The following is a 15629-nucleotide window of genomic DNA, read 5'->3' as shown; positions in this document are numbered from 1 at the left end:
ATGGAGCTGTGACAGTACGCACTCGCGCGACACGCGCCACAGCCTCCGCCCTGATCGCCGGAGCCCTCCTCGTGGGCACCGCCGGTTGTTCGTTCATTACGCCTACCGCGACGTTGAACCACTACGATCCCAGCGACGGCATCGGCGCCGAGGTTGGTGACGTTAAGGTGCGCAACGTTCTCGCCATCAGCAACGAAGACGAGTCCGCTGTCAGCCTGATGGTCACAATCATTAACACCACCGCCTCAAGCGGCAGCCTTCGCTTGCAGTACGAGTCGGCCGATGGCGAGCGCGTAGACATCTCGAAGCCCGTGACATCCAACGAAGTCAAGAGCTACGGCACTGAGGTTGACGGCGACATGATCGTGATCAGCGATGCCGACGTTCGTGCGGGCCAGTTGTTCCCGATCTACTTCCAGTTCGGCAACGACAGTGGCGAAGAGCTACTGGTCCCAGTCATGTCGAGCGACGATGCAATTTACGCCGACCTTGCGCCCGAGAGTGCTCTCGGGCAATAGCAGCACTTTCAGCGCATAGCCTCTGCTCACGCTAACGCGAGCTTGCGAGGCCCCAGCGGAGCCCTCGCCGCCTAGTCCTCAAAGCGGTAGCCGAGCCCACGAACCGTCACGAGAAGCTTGGGCTGCGACGGTGTTTTCTCGATTTTCGTGCGGATACGCTTGATATGAACATCGAGTGTCTTGGTATCGCCAAAGTAGTCGGCACCCCACACACGATCGATGAGTTGACCGCGCGTAAGCACTCTGCCGCCATTGCGCAACAGCAGTTCGAGCAATTCAAATTCCTTCAGCGGCATGGTTACGTCGACTCCGTCGACCGAGACAGTGTGGCGTTCGACATCCATCCGCACTCCACCCGCTTCCAGTACGGAATCCGTCTCTTCTACGTCCTCCGCGCGGCGACGCAGCACGGCGCGAATGCGTGCCAAGAGCTCCCGAGTGGAATATGGCTTCGTGACATAGTCGTCGGCTCCCAGCTCAAGCCCCACCACGATGTCCACTTCGCTGTCTTTGGCGGTGAGCATGATGATGGGCACATTAGAGCGCGTGCGGATCTCACGGCAGACTTCTGTGCCGGCTAGTCCGGGAAGCATAAGGTCGAGCAAGATGAGATCGGCACCGTTGCGGTCGAACTCAGCGAGCCCCGCGAGGCCGTCTTCGGCGATAGTCGCTTCGTAGCCTTCGCGCTCCAGCAAGAATGCGAGAGGCTCACTCAACGACGCTTCGTCTTCGACGATCAGAATGCGGGTCATTGTTTGTCTCCAGTTGAGTTAGTTACTTCGGGGTCGATCTCGGGCAGTCGAATCGTGAAGGTCGAGCCGTGGCCCAGCTGCGACCACACACGAATATCTCCCCCGTGATTTTGTACAACGTGCTTTGCGATACTGAGGCCAAGCCCGCTGCCACCAGTGTGACGGCTTCGAGCAGGATCGCTGCGGTAGAAACGTTCAAAGACGCGGTCTAGTTCGTCCTCGGGGATTCCGACGCCCTGGTCAGTGACCGAAATCTCGATGGCTCCGTCGCGATGTCGAACCCCGATACCCACCCGCGTATTCTCAGGCGAGTACTGCACAGCGTTCGAGATGAGGTTGTCGAGAGCCAGAACAAGCAAGGTCTCGTCGCCAAAGGCTTCGAACCCCGTGGGGCCGCCGCTCGCGAGAACGACCTTGTTGAATTCAGCGACAGCACGATTCTGATCAATCGCAACCGAAACCACATTGTCGATATCGACCAGCTCTGCCTCCGCAAGGCCGTCGGCGGATTGCAACCGCGACAGCTCAATAATCTCTTGCGTGATGCGTGCAAGCCGGTGCGACTCTTTAGTGAGGCGCTTCGCGAACCGCTTCACTTGGTCGGGTTCATCAGAGGCGCTCACGAGTGCCTCGGCGAGTAGTCCGACCGCCCCAATGGGGGTCTTGAGTTCGTGACTGATGTTGGCAACGAAGTCTCGACGCACTTCCTCAAGACGGTAGGACTCGGTGCGGTCTTCGGCCAACAGCAAAACATATCGCGTGCCGAGGCGCGCAACACGAACAAAGAGATAAATGTTGGCGTCACCAAAAGGCCCGCGTGAGAGGTGCACTTCTTGCGCTATTGGTTCACCAGTTCGGCGCACTTGATCAACAAACTCGACAAGTTCTGGATGCACGAGCGCGTGATTCCAGACGAGGCCATACGTTAAGGCGCCCGTCGACGCTTTCATGATGTTATTCGAAGGATCGAGGACGATACCCGCGGATTCCAGCGCATCAATGACCTGATCGACGCCATCCGGAACGGCAGCAGAGACTACATGAGCCGCTCGCTGACCCCGTTTCGCGGCTGCGTAAATGATGAAGGACATACCGCCGCCAAGAAATACGCCAAAAGCGAGGGCGGCAGGCACGAGCCACGCAGAGTCCATAACGACTAGATTAGTTACATCTGGAGCATCCGCTTGCCGCAAGTTCGCGACGAGTGCTCACTTCAGATAAAGTTCAGGCCGCCAACACCTGTTGTTAACCTAACGCAGGCAGGGTGGCCTAAGCCGTGCGGGCTTCGTCATGCCCGTATCGAAGGGACGTAGATAGCGTGCGCGAAGTATTTCAACAAGAACTGCGCGAGGTGCAAGACCGCCTCGTGGAAATTGCCAGCCTGGTGGCGGTCTCGATAGAGAACGCCACAAAAGCATTTAACGAATCAGACGTATCACTCGCCGAGACAGTGATCGCGGACGATGATGAGATCGATGCAGCGGCGGCCGAACTCGATGAGCTTGCGATCAACATCCTCGCTCGTCAACAACCAGTCGCCCGCGACTTGAGGATCGTCGTGAGCGCCCTGCGCATCAGCGCATCGCTCGAGCGCATGGGTGACATGGCCGAGCACATCGCTCAACTCGCTCGTTACCGCTTCCCCGACAAGGTGGTGCCCAAGTCGCTGCGAGCAACGTTCGCAGAACTCGGAGCACTCGATGTCGCAGTTGCCAACAAGCTTGTGGAACTGCTCAAGCATGAAGACGTGCGCGTTGCCGAAGAGATTCGCAACGACGACGACAAGATCGACGCGCTGCACCTCAGCGTGTTCGATAAGGTGCTCGGCGAGACCTGGAAGGGCGCTGCGGTCGACACAGTGGATGCCACTCTTGCGTCGCGCTACCACGAGCGTTTCGCCGACCATGCGGTCTCGATCGCCAAGAAGGTTCAGTACCTGGCCACCGGCGATTGGATTCCCGCCGACGACTAACAGTCGTTAACGCGTAACAAAGCCCCGACGAGCTTCGAACTCGTCGGGGCTTTGTGCGCTAGAGGTGCGTGCGGCTGAAGGCTACTTCTTACCCTGCGAGGCGACCGCAGCAGCGCCGGCAGCGGCAGCTTCGGGGTCGAGGTAGTACGCAGGCTTGACCGGCATGAAGTTATCGTCGAGCTCGTATACCAACGGGATACCCGTGGGAATGTTGAGGCTCGCGATGTCGTCATCCGAAATGCCGTCGAGGTGCTTCACGAGCGCGCGCAGCGAGTTACCGTGAGCGGTGACGAGCACGGTCTTGCCTGTGGCAAGATCCTTGGTGATGTCTGACTCCCAGTAAGGCAGCATGCGATCGATAACGATCTTGAGGCTCTCGGTGCGGGGCACCTCGCCGTCGATACCAACATAGCGACGTTCGTGCACTTGGCTGTACTCAGCGTCGTCCGCGAGCTCGGGCGGCGGCACATCGAAGCTGCGGCGCCAGGTCATAAACTTCTCTTCGCCAAACTCTTCGAGAGTCTGCGCCTTATCTTTGCCCTGAAGAGCACCGTAGTGGCGCTCGTTGAGGCGCCACGAGCGCTTGACCGGCAGCCAATCGAGGTCAGCGACCTGAAGGGCGATGTTGGCGGTGTGGATCGCACGCTTGAGCAGTGACGTGTAGAGAACGTCGGGCTGCTTATCGAAAGCAGCGATCAGTTCACCGGCGCGGGCGGCCTCGCCGCGACCTTGCTCGGTGAGCCCGACATCCACCCATCCGGTGAAGAGATTCTTTTGGTTCCATTCGGAGTTGCCGTGGCGCAACAAAATCAGGGTGTGAGTCATAACTCAAGAGTACCGAGATTGATGGGATGCCGCTGCTAGCCGCGAGTAACGGCTCCGAGGCGGGGCAAGCGGGGCACGTTTGCTTCGGCTCCGGCGTCGGTGGGAACAATGACTTCTTGCGCGGCGGCAATCTCACCGATGTCGGAGGTGACGGCCAACGTTTCTGCGGCATCCACTCCCCGTTTGATGACGGCCAGTGCAATCGGGCCAAGTTCGAAGTGGCGCGCGGAAGCAGTGACGGTGCCGACGGTTTTTTCACCGAGACGAACTTCGGCACCGACCTCGGGCAGTGCGCCCTCGGAGCCATCGAGGTGCAGCATCACGAGGCGACGCGGCGGATGCCCGAGATTGTGCACTTTCGCTACGGTCTCTTGCCCGCGGTAGCAGCCCTTGTTGAGGTGCACGGCGGAGCGCATCCAGTCGAGTTCGTGCGGAATCGTGCGGTCATCGACTTCGGAGCTGAAGCGGGGACGCCACGCAGCGATGCGCAGGGCGTCGAACGCGAGCGAGCCGGCAGCGTCGAAGGCCGACAGATCGGCATCGACGGCGACGAGGGTTTCGCGGTAATTCCACGTAGCGGCGGGGTGCGTCGCTGAAGCGGCGTACTGATGGCCGCCGCGCACAACGGACGACCACGGATCGACCCAGACGAGCGGCACGTTCTGAGACGTGGCGGCGGGAACCTCGAGCGCTTCGCCAAAGCTGCCGATCGTCACAAAGTCATCGCTGCGGTCGGCGATCTCTACGCGCAGCATGAACTTCATGCGGTTGAGCCAGGCCGCAAGTGGTTCGCGCTGGGTTCCGTCGATGAGCAACCAGAGGGACTCGCCATCGTCAACAAGCCGCATGGCGTGCTCGACGCGGCCATTGGGGTTGAGCAACAGCGTTTCGGCGCTCTCGCCGGGAGTCAGCCCCATGAGGGACTGCGTGGTGAGCGAGTCGAGCCAGGTCAGCCGGTCGGGACCAGTGATGGTAAGAACGGCACGGTCGGCAAGCTCCACCACCGAACGCCCCTCGGTGAGCGCGCGCTGTTCCCCAAAGGGGTTGCCATAGTGCTCGGGCGGATCACCGATCGCACCGGGGCGTGCAGCAAACAAACTATTCGACACGAGCGAGCCGTCCCGATGCGTGTGTGCGCAAATCTTGACCCAGCGCGGCGATATCCCACGCCCAGAGCAAGTGGTTCTCGACGAGGCCGTACATGCGCGTCGCCGCGGTGTACTCCTTAGCACCTTGCGTGCGCATGACGGCGTCGGTCGCGAGGTCGATGCGGGGCCCCGTCACTTCACCGATGTAAAACTCGTTGATGCCACCCGGATGCACGATGGACGCTTCGATCTCGAAGCCACCGTTCGAAGTGCGCAGTTTCTCCACTTCTTCGGCGGAACCGAAGGGGCGCTCCCCCAGCGCCGGCAATAACCCGGGGCCCGGGTCGCCTTCTGTGGCGGCACGGCGAAGGCGCCAATAGCCGGTCTCGGTCACATGAGGAGTTTGCTCGTCGTCGAGCAACCACGTGTACGAGTTGTAGTTGAGGTGCGGAAGCCCGTCGTGGGTGAAGCTAATGCGCTGGCCGAACTCGACACTGCGCGTTTCGTCGCCGATCTTGTAGTCGACGATGCCCGTGCCCTCCCAGAGGCCAACGAGCCACGAGAGTGGCGCTAATTCAGCAGGGCCGGAAGCGTCGAGCTCAATAACCATGGCGCGCGGTTAGCGCTGGCCGCGAAAGAGGTTGTAGACGACGACGACCGAGACGTAGCCGATCGACAGCGTCGCGAGACCCAAAAGGCCAACAAAGAAGAGCTCAAGTGCGAGAAGCATGTACTAATCCTATCCCTGTGCGGCCCAGCAGCACTAAATGAAAGCGAAAATCGCTGTGGCCGCAGCCACAACTACCAGGGCGCCAACCATGCTGGCGGTTGCGCGCGCTACGAAGCCCTCTTTGCGATGAATGAGCAGTTGAACAACGAACGTAAAGATGACGCAGGCCGCGAGGACAATCGCCAACCACGTGACCCGTGACTCGGGCGCAGCTACCGCGCCGATAATGACCGCGCCCACGAGGCTCAAGGCCCACACGGGCACGACGCTCCACTTTTGCCAAGTCATTGCCCCATCGTAGCGAGAAGAGCACGATTCGGGGGCCGTCACGAGCGCGCGGCGTCGCACGGTAGAATCACTTTTACGCAGTGGGGAGGCCATATGGCACACATCTTGATGCTTAGCTCTGCGCCCGACGCTGATCCATTACCCGCCCTGGGTTTGCTCAGTCACACGGTGGAGGTAGTCGTCGCCGCGCCCGCAACCCTCGTTGCCGCGCCAACTACCGACCTCATCGTCGTCGACGCGACCACCAATCTTGCCGCAGCCAAAGGGCTGTGCGGCGTTCTTCATTCCGGCGGCATTTCGGTTCCGCTCTTCGTGATCGTCACCGACGGCGGGCTCGCTGCCGTCAATCACCAGTGGCACATCGACGACCTCCTCGTTGCTGGCGCGGGCCCCGCCGAAGTGGATGCCCGCATCCGCTTGGCCCTGGCGCGCCGCGAAGGTGAGAGTTCGGCATCGAAGATTCGCGCATCCGGAATCGTGATCGACGAAGCAAGCTATTCAGCGAAGGCTCGAGACCGTTCGCTCGACCTCACCTTCAAAGAGTTCGAGTTGCTGCGCTTCTTGGCATCGCACCCCGGGCACGTGTTCACGCGCGAACAGCTACTGAGCGAAGTGTGGGGCTACGACTACTTCGGAGGCACCCGCACCGTCGACGTTCACGTTCGACGTTTGCGGGCCAAGCTCGGCGACCTCGAATCGCTCATCGGCACCGTACGTAACGTGGGCTACTGCTTCAACGTTGCGGAGGAAGCCGAGAAAGCGCCCAAGCGTGAAGCCGTTACTCCCGCCCCGGATGCTGTGGGCGCGGTCGATGCTGGTGCGGACTCTCTTCCAGAGAGCGTCGCGGTCTAGACCAAGCGCCGTCAGTTTTCTCCCCATTGCGGGGCGAGTTAATCAGTTGTTCATCACCCAGTGGCAGGATGATCAGATGGACAACGACAGTGCGATAGCCGACCCCAGCTCCGCTACCGATTCTCTCGATGAGTACGACATCGATGAGTCATCGAGCGTTGATGACGGCACGTTAATTTACGACCGCTATCTTGACCGCGAACTGAGTTGGCTTGCGTTTAATCAGCGAGTGCTCGAACTTGCCGAGGATGAGTCGCTCCCGCTGCTGGAACGCGCCAATTTCTTGGCCATTTTTGCCAGCAACCTCGACGAGTTTTTTATGGTGCGCGTTGCTGGCCTCAAGCGCCGCATCGACACTGGGCTCGCCGTACCGACAAACACGGGGCGCCCTCCCGCCGAAGTGCTCGAAGAATTGAGCGCTGCGGCTCACGCGCTGCAAGAGCGCCACGCAGCCGAGTTCCGCAACAGCGTCAAGCCCGCGCTCGATGCTGAAGGCATCCACATTGAGTCGTGGTCTGACCTCGGCCCCGAAGACCGCGAGCGCGTTGACGAGATCTTCTCGAGCCAGATTTTTCCCGTGCTCATGCCACTGGCGGTCGACCCCGCGCATCCGTTCCCGTACATTTCGGGGCTCTCGCTCAACCTGTCGATTCGGGTGCGCAACCCGAAGACACAGAAGGAAGAGTTCGCGCGCCTGAAGGTGCCGAGCGTCTTGCCGCGGTTCATTCAATTGCCGGATGACGGCAGCGATCAACTGCGCTACATCCCGCTCGAAGATCTGATCTCCAACCACCTCGATGCGCTCTTCCCCGGCATGGAGATTCTGGCGCACCACGAGTTCCGTGTTACTCGCAACGAAGATGTGAACGTCGACGAAGACGAGTCCGAAAACCTGATTAAGTCGCTTGAGAAGCAGATCTTGAACCGCCGGTTTGGGCCGCCCATTCGTCTCGAGATCACCGACGACATGGATGACGTGACGCTCGGCCTCCTCGTACGCGAACTCAAGATCACCGAGCAAGAGGTATACCGCTTGCCCGCCCCGCTTAACCTCGGCGGACTCTTTCAGCTCACCCGCATCGATCGCCCGGCGCTCAAGTACCCGCGCCACGTACCCATCACGAGCCCGAGCCTCATGCCCACCGAAGGCAACGAGCGGGCGGATATCTTCCGGGCGATCGCTCGCAAAGATATCCTGCTGCACCACCCCTATGAGTCGTTCTCGACGAGCGTTCAGGCGTTCTTGGAGCAGGCTGCCGCCGACCCGGATGTGTTGGCGATCAAGCAGACTCTGTACCGCACGAGCGGTGACAGCCCCATTGTTGAGGCTCTGATTGACGCTGCCGAGGCCGGTAAAGCCGTGCTCGCGCTCGTGGAAATCAAGGCACGCTTCGATGAAACCGCAAACATCTCGTGGGCGCGCAAGCTCGAAAAGGCCGGCGTGCACGTGGTCTATGGCCTCGTCGGGCTCAAGACGCACTGCAAGCTCGCGCTCGTGGTGCGCCAAGAAGAGGGCAAGCTGCGCCACTACGCGCACATCGGCACGGGAAACTATAACCCCAAGACCAGCCGCCTGTATGAAGACCTCGGGCTGCTGACGGCCGACGACCAGGTCGGAAAAGACCTCACCCGACTCTTTAATGAACTTTCTGGCTATGCCATCGAGAAAAAGTTCAAGCGACTTCTCGTGGCTCCGCGTCATTTGCGCAAGGGCCTCGTAAAGCAGATTGCGAACGAAGCCAAGAACGCTCGCGCTGGCCTGCCCTCGGGCATCCGGATCAAGCTGAATTCCATGGTGGATGAAGCGATCATCGACGCTCTCTACCGCGCCAACAATGCGGGTGTTCCGATCGACATCGTGGTGCGCGGAATTTGCTCTTTGCGCGCCGGAGTTCCGGGGCTCAGCGAGAACATTCGGGTGCGTTCGGTGCTCGGTCGCTACCTCGAGCACTCGCGCGTTTTCTCGTTCCACAACAACGGCGACCCTCAGGTTTTCATCGGCAGCTCCGACATGATGCACCGCAATCTCGACCGCCGCGTCGAGGCCCTCGTGCGCATCGTGGAACCCGAACACATCGAGGAACTCGAGTACATGTTCGACCGCGCTGTTGCCGACACCACCGCCTCGTGGTGGCTCGATTCTGAAGGCGATTGGGTACGCCACGGCCGTTCAGAGGACGGCGAACCGCTTGAAGACCTACAGAATGTTCTTATGAAGAGAATTACGCAGCGCAAACGAGGCGGAGCTCGCCGGTGACCGCGGCGACCACACCGGTCCTTGCCGCAGGCATCGTCTGCTGGCGTGTAGTCGATGGCAAGCCGCGCGTGCTGCTGGTGCACCGCACCGTGCACAAAGACGTCTCGCTGCCCAAAGGCAAACTCGATCCCGGTGAAATGCTGCCCGAGACTGCCGTACGCGAGATTTTCGAAGAGACCGGCCTGAGCGTCGAACTCGGAGTTCCACTCGGCAAGGTTCACTACACGCTCGGCAATGGTCGCGAGAAGTTTGTGCACTACTGGGCTGCCGAAGTGAATGACCATGCGCTCGAACGTGCCAAGTTCACGCCCAACGAGGAGATTTCGTCACTGGAATGGCTCTCGCTCTCTAAAGCGCGCAAAAAGGTGAGCTACGAGCACGACGTCGACATTCTCGATCGCTTCGCCGCCATCTACGAGGCCGGCAACGCTCGAACCTTCGCAATGATTGCCGTGCGTCACGGTAAAGCAGTTCCCGGGGAGACCTGGGACGGGCCGGATGCCACGCGACCGCTCATGCATCGCGGAACAGACCAGGCCGCCACGATCGCCGGCAGCATCGCCGCGTTCGCCCCCGACCGCATCCTGAGCAGCACCGCTGCCCGCTGCCTCGCTACGATCACGCCGCTGTCGCAACGCACCGAGCTTGAGATCAAAGCAACCGATGACCTGAGCCAAGACGCGTACCGCAGCAACGGTGCCGCCGTGACCGCTCTCGTCACCAAGCGCCTCAAGAAGCAGCAGTCAATCGTGATGTGCAGCCACGGTCCCGTACTCCCGCAGATTGTGGGCGCTCTCGCCGAAGCTTCGCACACCACACCGGATGCCAATTTGCGAGCCGCGGCAATGCTCAGCACGGGAGATTTTTCGGTGCTGCATTTTGCGCGCGACACCAAGAAAGTGCGCCTCGTGGCGGTGGAAACGCACCAATCCTGATGCCGGATCCGGAGCGCTGAGACCGGCGAAGGTTGCCGGGCGGTGAAATCCTGCCGAATTCGCGAGAGAATGACGTGCACGTCAGTTTCTCGAAGGGATCCCTGTGAAGTTCACCCGCCTCGGCACCGCCACCGCACTCGCGATGGCAAGCGCACTCGCTCTCACGGGATGCGTTCCTGCTCCCGTCGGTGACGTCTCGGGCCCCTCCGGCACGATTATCGGTGCCGGAGCGTCCTCGCAGCAGGCCGCTCAAGAGGCGTGGGTTCGCGGCTTCCAGCTCGCGAACGTGGCCGCGACGGTCGAATACGACCCCATCGGGTCGGGCGGAGGGCGCGACACCTTCATCGGTGGCGGTGCCGCGTTTGCCGCCTCGGACCGCGCCTACAAGGTCGAGGAAATCGCTGAAGCCGACTTCGTCTCGTGCGTTCCCGACACCGGCATCCTCGAGATTCCTGCCTATATTTCACCGATCGCGATCATCTTCAACCTCGATGGCATCACCTCGCTCAACCTCGACGCCGACACGATCGCCGGCATCTTCACCGGCGAGATTGATCAGTGGGATGACGCGGCCATCGTCGACCAGAATCCCTCCGTCGATCTTCCTAGTCTCAACATCACTGCCGTCCACCGTGCGGATGACTCCGGAACCACCGCCAACTTCACCGACTATCTCGCAGCAGCAGCCCCGACGGTGTGGACTGTCGGTTCAATCGAAAAATGGCCTCTCGACTACGGCGGGGAGGCTGCCCCCCAAACGTCCGGCGTCGTCGATTCCGTCACGAACGGAACAGGCACCATCGGTTACGCCGATGCTTCGCGCGCTGGTGACCTCGGAACCGTTGCCGTGAAAGTTGGCGACGAATACGTTCCATACTCCCCGCAAGCCGCGGCAGCGATTGTCGACGTCTCACCCTTCGGCGAAGGCCGTGGAGCGACTGACTTCGCGGTAGAAATCGACCGCGCCTCGACGGCGGATGGCGTGTACCCGGTCGTGTTGATTAGCTACCTCATCGCGTGCAACGAGTATGTCGACAAAGAACGCGTGGACGTCATCCGCGGCTATCTCGACTACGTGATTAGCCCTGAGGGGCAACAGGCCGCGGCTGCTTCTGCCGGTTCGGCACCGATTTCTGACGCACTCTACGAGAAAGCTCTCGCCGCCGTGAGCGCAATCAAGTAGCTCTTCTCCCTCGGAATCCCGGGAGAGCTCTTCGCGGTGTTGACGGGTCGTTTACCTCCCGTTCACCTAACCGGGTAAAGGTGGCTACCTGCGCTGCCTAGGTTTTCTATTTGGGTCGCACCGGCCTGAAACCTGAAATCAACATCCCGAAGGGAAAACTGTGAACTTCAAGCGTCTTGGCACCATCGGTGCCATTGCTATCGCAGGCACCATCCTCCTCTCCTCGTGCGCAACAGCAGCCGACAGCGGCAGCGACGACGAGAACATGTCCGACCTCACCGGCACGCTTGTTGGCGCCGGCGCATCATCGCAGCAAGCAGCTCAAGAGGCGTGGGTTGCTGGATTCCAGACCGCAAACGAGAACGTTACGGTCGAGTACGACCCCATCGGTTCCGGTGGTGGACGCGACACGTTCATCGGTGGCGGCAGTCTCTTCGCAGGTTCCGACCGTGCCTTCAAGAGCGAAGAAATTGACGAAGACAACTTCGCATCGTGTGTTCCTGGCACCGGCATCCTTGAGATCCCTGCGTACATCTCGCCGATCGCGATCATCTTCAACCTCGACGGCATCGACTCGCTCAACCTCGACGCCGACACGATCGCCGGAATCTTCACCGGCTCCATCACCAAGTGGAACGACGAAACGATCGCTTCGCAGAATGATGGCGTAGATCTTCCCGACCTCGACATCACCGCTGTACACCGTGCCGATGACTCGGGAACGACCGCGAACTTCACCGACTACCTGTCGGCTGCCGCTCCCTCGGTCTGGACCGTCGGATCAATCGAAACTTGGCCAACCGAGTTCGGTGGCGAGGCTGCTCCTCAGACCTCGGGTCTTGTTGACGCCGTCACCAACGGAACGGGAACGATCGGTTACGCCGACGCCTCACGCGCCGGCGACCTCGGAACCGTCGCCGTCAAGGTGGGCGACGAGTACGTTCCGTACTCCCCCGAAGCTGCAGCAGCAATCGTTGACGCCTCGCCCTTCGCAGAAGGTCGCGGCGAGACCGACTTTGCTGTAGAGCTCGACCGCGCATCCGACGCCTCGGGCGTTTACCCGGTCGTTCTGATCAGCTACCTCATCGGCTGCAACGAGTACGCCTCGAGCGACGACGTCGACCTCGTGAAGGCCTACATGTCGTACATCATCAGCCCTGAGGGCCAGGATGTTGCAGCAGCAGCAGCCGGCTCGGCCCCGATCTCCTCGGCGCTGTTCGAAAAGGCACAAGCTGCGGTAGACGCCATCAAGTAACACCGAGTCTGCCCGACCCCGTTGCTCCCCGCAGCGGGGTCGGGCAGACTTTCCTCTGGGTCGCGTGAATTCATGTGCCTAGACACCACCACGACAACCTCACGACTCAACAAGCCAAGCCAGGGATAAGGGATACTCGACACATGACCTCGACTGCGGCCCCCCGTATCCGCGCGAAGCAGCGCCCCGGAGACCGCCTCTTCTCCGGCACTGCGCTCACCGCCGGCTCCCTCATCCTTGCGATTCTCGCCGCCGTCGCCGCCTTCCTCGTTCTCCAAGGTGTTCCCGGCATCACCGCAGACCCCGAGGAAACCACGCTTCTTGAAGGAACCGACTTCTGGTCCTACGTAGGGCCCCTCGTCTTTGGCACGCTCTGGTCTGCCGGCTTGGCTCTCCTCATGGCAGTTCCCGTCGCTATCGGAATTGCTCTCTTCATCTCGCACTACGCGCCGCGGCCTCTCGCCGCAACGCTTGGCTACATCATTGATCTACTCGCCGCTGTTCCCTCGGTCGTCTTCGGCCTCTGGGGCGGCAACGTTCTCGCCGTTGGGGTACAGCCCTTCTATTCCTGGCTCGTCGACAACTTCGGCTGGATCCCCTTCTTTGCAGGCCCGGCCTCGGGAACAGGTCGCACGATCCTCACCGCCTCCATCGTTCTTGCCGTTATGATCTTGCCGATCATTACGGCGATCTGTCGCGAAGTATTCCTGCAGACTCCGGTGCTGCACGAAGAGGCAGCCCTCGCCCTCGGGGCAACTCGATGGGAGATGGTGAGAACGGCTGTGCTCCCCTTTGCTCGCGCCGGAATCGTCTCAGGCGCAATGCTCGGCCTTGGTCGGGCGCTCGGCGAAACAATGGCCGTCGCAATGGTGCTGTCAGCAAGCAACGTGATCACTCTCAACCTCGTCAGCTCGACCAACCCATCAACGATCGCGGCGAATATCGCGCTGAGCTTTCCCGAGGCCTACGGCTTGAACGTCAATGTGCTCATCGCGACCGGCCTCATCCTCTTCGCCATCACGTTGATCGTCAATACGATCGCGCGCTATATCGTCAACCGCCGCAAGGAATTCTCGGGAGCGAACTGATGACTACCACCACACCAGCGCGCCCCATTCAGAACGCGTACGCCGCCGGCCAGCTGCCCCGCTGGGCACCCGTGCTCATCCTGGTGAGCAGCCTCGCTACCTTCGTCGCAATCTTCCTGTTCATCCAAGCCGGGCAACCGGCCAGCGAATTCAACATCGTTGGAGCGGTGCTCTGTGGAGTTGTGCTCTACGGCGTCGTGCTCGTCACTGTCTCGCGCCTCGTCGAAGGGCACCGACGCGCGACGGATCGTCTCGTGACGACTCTGGTGACGCTCGCCTTCGTTTTGGCGCTGCTGCCGCTTGTCTCGCTCCTCTACACCGTTATCGTCAACGGTTCCGCTCGCTTCGACCTCGACTTCTTCACGCTCTCTCTACGCAACGTCGTCGGCGACGGTGGCGGTGCAGCTCACGCCATCGTCGGAACGTTGCAGATGACATTGGCGGCCACCGTGATTTCGGTACCCATCGGACTCATGACCTCGATCTACCTCGTCGAATACGGTCGCGGCCGTCTCGCCCAGGCCATCACCTTCTTCGTGGATGTCATGACCGGCATCCCCTCGATCGTCGCCGGCCTCTTCGCCTACTCCCTCATCGTGCTGTTCTTCGGCCCCGGTGTACGCGTCGGAATCGCCGGAGCCCTCGCCCTGTCGGTGCTCATGATCCCCGTCGTCGTGCGCTCGAGCGAAGAAATGCTGCGACTGGTACCCAACGAGCTGCGCGAGGCCGCTTTCGCCCTCGGTGTCCCCAAGTGGCTGACGATTCTGAAAGTTGTGCTGCCGACATCCATCGCCGGAATCACCACCGGTGTGATGCTTTCCATCGCCCGCGTCATCGGCGAGACCGCACCCCTCCTTGTGGCTGCTGGCTTCACCAACAACTTCAACTACTCGCTGTTCAGCGACCGGATGCAAAGCCTGCCGGTATTCGTCTACAGCTCGTACATCTCCCAAGGCACCGATGCTCAGGCGTACATCGATCGGGCGTGGGCCGGAGCGCTCACTCTCATCCTGATCGTGATGGCGCTCAACCTCATTGCCCGCATCATCGCCAAGATCTTCGCCCCCAAAACCGGTCGATAACCGAAGGAACCCTAATTCGTGTCTAAGCGCATTGAAGTCAATGATCTCAACGTCTACTACAGCAAGTTTCGCGCTGTAGAAGGTGTCTCGCTCACGATTGAGCCCCGTACGGTTACCGCCTTTATCGGCCCCTCCGGTTGTGGCAAGTCGACCTTCCTCCGCACTCTCAACCGCATGCACGAGGTCATCCCGGGCGCCTACGTCGAGGGTGAAGTTCTCATCGACGGAAACAACCTGTACGGCCCCGGCGTCGACCCCGTAAACGTGCGTCGCCAGGTGGGCATGGTGTTCCAACGCCCCAACCCCTTCCCCACGATGTCGATTCGTGACAACGTGCTGGCCGGAGTGAAACTTAACAACAGCCGCATCACCAAGAACGACGCCGACGATCTCGTTGAGTCATCGCTCGTAGGTGCCAACCTGTGGAACGAGGTCAAGGACCGCCTCGACAAGCCCGGATCGGGCCTCTCTGGTGGTCAGCAACAACGACTCTGCATCGCCCGCGCCATCGCCGTGAAGCCTGACGTCGTGCTGATGGATGAGCCCTGCTCGGCCCTCGACCCCATCTCCACCCTCGCCATTGAAGACCTCATCGAGGAACTCAAGCAGGAGTACACGATCGTGATCGTGACCCACAACATGCAGCAGGCCTCGCGCGTCTCCGACCGAACCGCCTTCTTCAACATCGCGGGTACCGGTGCCCCCGGCAAGCTCATCGAGTACGACGACACCACCACGATCTTCTCGAACCCCAGCGTTCAGGCAACCGAAGACTACGTCTCCGGCAAGTTCGGGTAACGAACC

The 15629-nt window shown here is 60.8% G+C and carries 16 protein-coding genes; 10 read left to right on the top strand and 6 right to left on the bottom strand.

Annotation, left to right across the window (positions count from 1 at the left end; genetic code table 11):
• The first annotated feature begins 8 nt into the window (after positions 1–8).
• Positions 9–518 (top strand): hypothetical protein, encoded by a 510-nt coding sequence (locus ACR3YK_RS08340; protein ID WP_486174434.1) that lies wholly within the window; start codon positions 9–11, stop codon positions 516–518.
• Between the two features lie 71 nt (positions 519–589).
• Here the strand turns inward: ACR3YK_RS08340 and ACR3YK_RS08335 are convergent, their stop codons facing one another.
• Both ACR3YK_RS08335 and ACR3YK_RS08330 read right to left on the bottom strand, forming a co-directional pair.
• Positions 590–1270 (bottom strand): response regulator, encoded by a 681-nt coding sequence (locus ACR3YK_RS08335; RefSeq protein ID WP_486174433.1) that lies wholly within the window; start codon positions 1268–1270, stop codon positions 590–592.
• A complete protein-coding gene (locus ACR3YK_RS08330; RefSeq protein ID WP_486174432.1) occupies positions 1267–2421 on the bottom strand; it encodes a sensor histidine kinase in 1155 nt (384 codons plus the stop codon). The genes ACR3YK_RS08335 and ACR3YK_RS08330 overlap by 4 nt, the downstream gene beginning before the upstream one ends.
• Before the next feature lie 167 nt (positions 2422–2588).
• On the opposite strand from ACR3YK_RS08330, the gene phoU reads away from it, so the two are divergent.
• The gene (gene phoU / locus ACR3YK_RS08325) at positions 2589–3242 is read left to right on the top strand and encodes a phosphate signaling complex protein PhoU (RefSeq protein ID WP_486174431.1); all 654 of its coding nucleotides are present in this window, start codon (positions 2589–2591) and stop codon (positions 3240–3242) included.
• An 81-nt stretch (positions 3243–3323) separates the two neighbouring features.
• Here the strand turns inward: phoU and ACR3YK_RS08320 are convergent, their stop codons facing one another.
• From ACR3YK_RS08320 to ACR3YK_RS08305, 4 genes are all read right to left on the bottom strand, one after another.
• Positions 3324–4067: a phosphoglyceromutase gene (locus ACR3YK_RS08320; RefSeq protein ID WP_486174430.1), complete on the bottom strand. Its 744-nt coding sequence runs from the start codon at positions 4065–4067 to the stop codon at positions 3324–3326.
• A 35-nt stretch (positions 4068–4102) separates the two neighbouring features.
• Complete coding sequence (ygfZ, locus tag ACR3YK_RS08315; RefSeq protein ID WP_486174429.1) at positions 4103–5176, bottom strand: CAF17-like 4Fe-4S cluster assembly/insertion protein YgfZ; 1074 nt, start codon at positions 5174–5176, stop codon at positions 4103–4105.
• Positions 5166–5765 (bottom strand): nitrobindin family protein, encoded by a 600-nt coding sequence (locus ACR3YK_RS08310; RefSeq protein WP_486174428.1) that lies wholly within the window; start codon positions 5763–5765, stop codon positions 5166–5168. The genes ygfZ and ACR3YK_RS08310 overlap by 11 nt, the downstream gene beginning before the upstream one ends.
• Positions 5766–5918: 153 nt before the next feature.
• Positions 5919–6173, bottom strand: coding sequence for a hypothetical protein (locus ACR3YK_RS08305; protein WP_486174427.1), 255 nt, complete (start codon positions 6171–6173; stop codon positions 5919–5921).
• 93 nt (positions 6174–6266) lie between these two features.
• Here ACR3YK_RS08305 and ACR3YK_RS08300 point away from each other — a divergent pair, with 93 nt between their 5' ends.
• The 8 genes from ACR3YK_RS08300 to pstB all read left to right on the top strand — a co-directional run bounded on the left by ACR3YK_RS08300 (position 6267) and on the right by pstB (position 15623).
• Positions 6267–7025: a winged helix-turn-helix transcriptional regulator gene (locus tag ACR3YK_RS08300; RefSeq protein WP_486174426.1), complete on the top strand. Its 759-nt coding sequence runs from the start codon at positions 6267–6269 to the stop codon at positions 7023–7025.
• A gap of 76 nt (positions 7026–7101) precedes the next feature.
• Positions 7102–9282, top strand: a complete 2181-nt coding sequence (locus ACR3YK_RS08295; RefSeq protein ID WP_486174425.1) for an RNA degradosome polyphosphate kinase — start codon at positions 7102–7104, stop codon at positions 9280–9282.
• Positions 9279–10217, top strand: coding sequence for an NUDIX hydrolase (locus ACR3YK_RS08290; protein ID WP_486174424.1), 939 nt, complete (start codon positions 9279–9281; stop codon positions 10215–10217). The genes ACR3YK_RS08295 and ACR3YK_RS08290 overlap by 4 nt, the downstream gene beginning before the upstream one ends.
• Positions 10218–10320: 103 nt before the next feature.
• Positions 10321–11400, top strand: a complete 1080-nt coding sequence (locus ACR3YK_RS08285; RefSeq protein WP_486174423.1) for a phosphate ABC transporter substrate-binding protein PstS — start codon at positions 10321–10323, stop codon at positions 11398–11400.
• Between the two features lie 160 nt (positions 11401–11560).
• The gene (locus ACR3YK_RS08280; protein ID WP_486174422.1) at positions 11561–12655 is read left to right on the top strand and encodes a phosphate ABC transporter substrate-binding protein PstS; all 1095 of its coding nucleotides are present in this window, start codon (positions 11561–11563) and stop codon (positions 12653–12655) included.
• A gap of 143 nt (positions 12656–12798) precedes the next feature.
• Positions 12799–13743, top strand: a complete 945-nt coding sequence (gene pstC, locus ACR3YK_RS08275; protein WP_486174421.1) for a phosphate ABC transporter permease subunit PstC — start codon at positions 12799–12801, stop codon at positions 13741–13743.
• Complete coding sequence (gene pstA, locus ACR3YK_RS08270) at positions 13743–14825, top strand: phosphate ABC transporter permease PstA (protein ID WP_486174420.1); 1083 nt, start codon at positions 13743–13745, stop codon at positions 14823–14825. Before pstC ends, pstA begins: the two co-directional genes overlap by 1 nt.
• A gap of 18 nt (positions 14826–14843) precedes the next feature.
• The gene (pstB, locus tag ACR3YK_RS08265; protein WP_486174419.1) at positions 14844–15623 is read left to right on the top strand and encodes a phosphate ABC transporter ATP-binding protein PstB; all 780 of its coding nucleotides are present in this window, start codon (positions 14844–14846) and stop codon (positions 15621–15623) included.
• The last annotated feature ends 6 nt before the right edge of the window (positions 15624–15629 follow it).

The organism is Salinibacterium sp. 10G20-15 (assembly GCF_057365065.1).
This window is presented reverse-complemented; position numbering and strand designations above follow the sequence as displayed.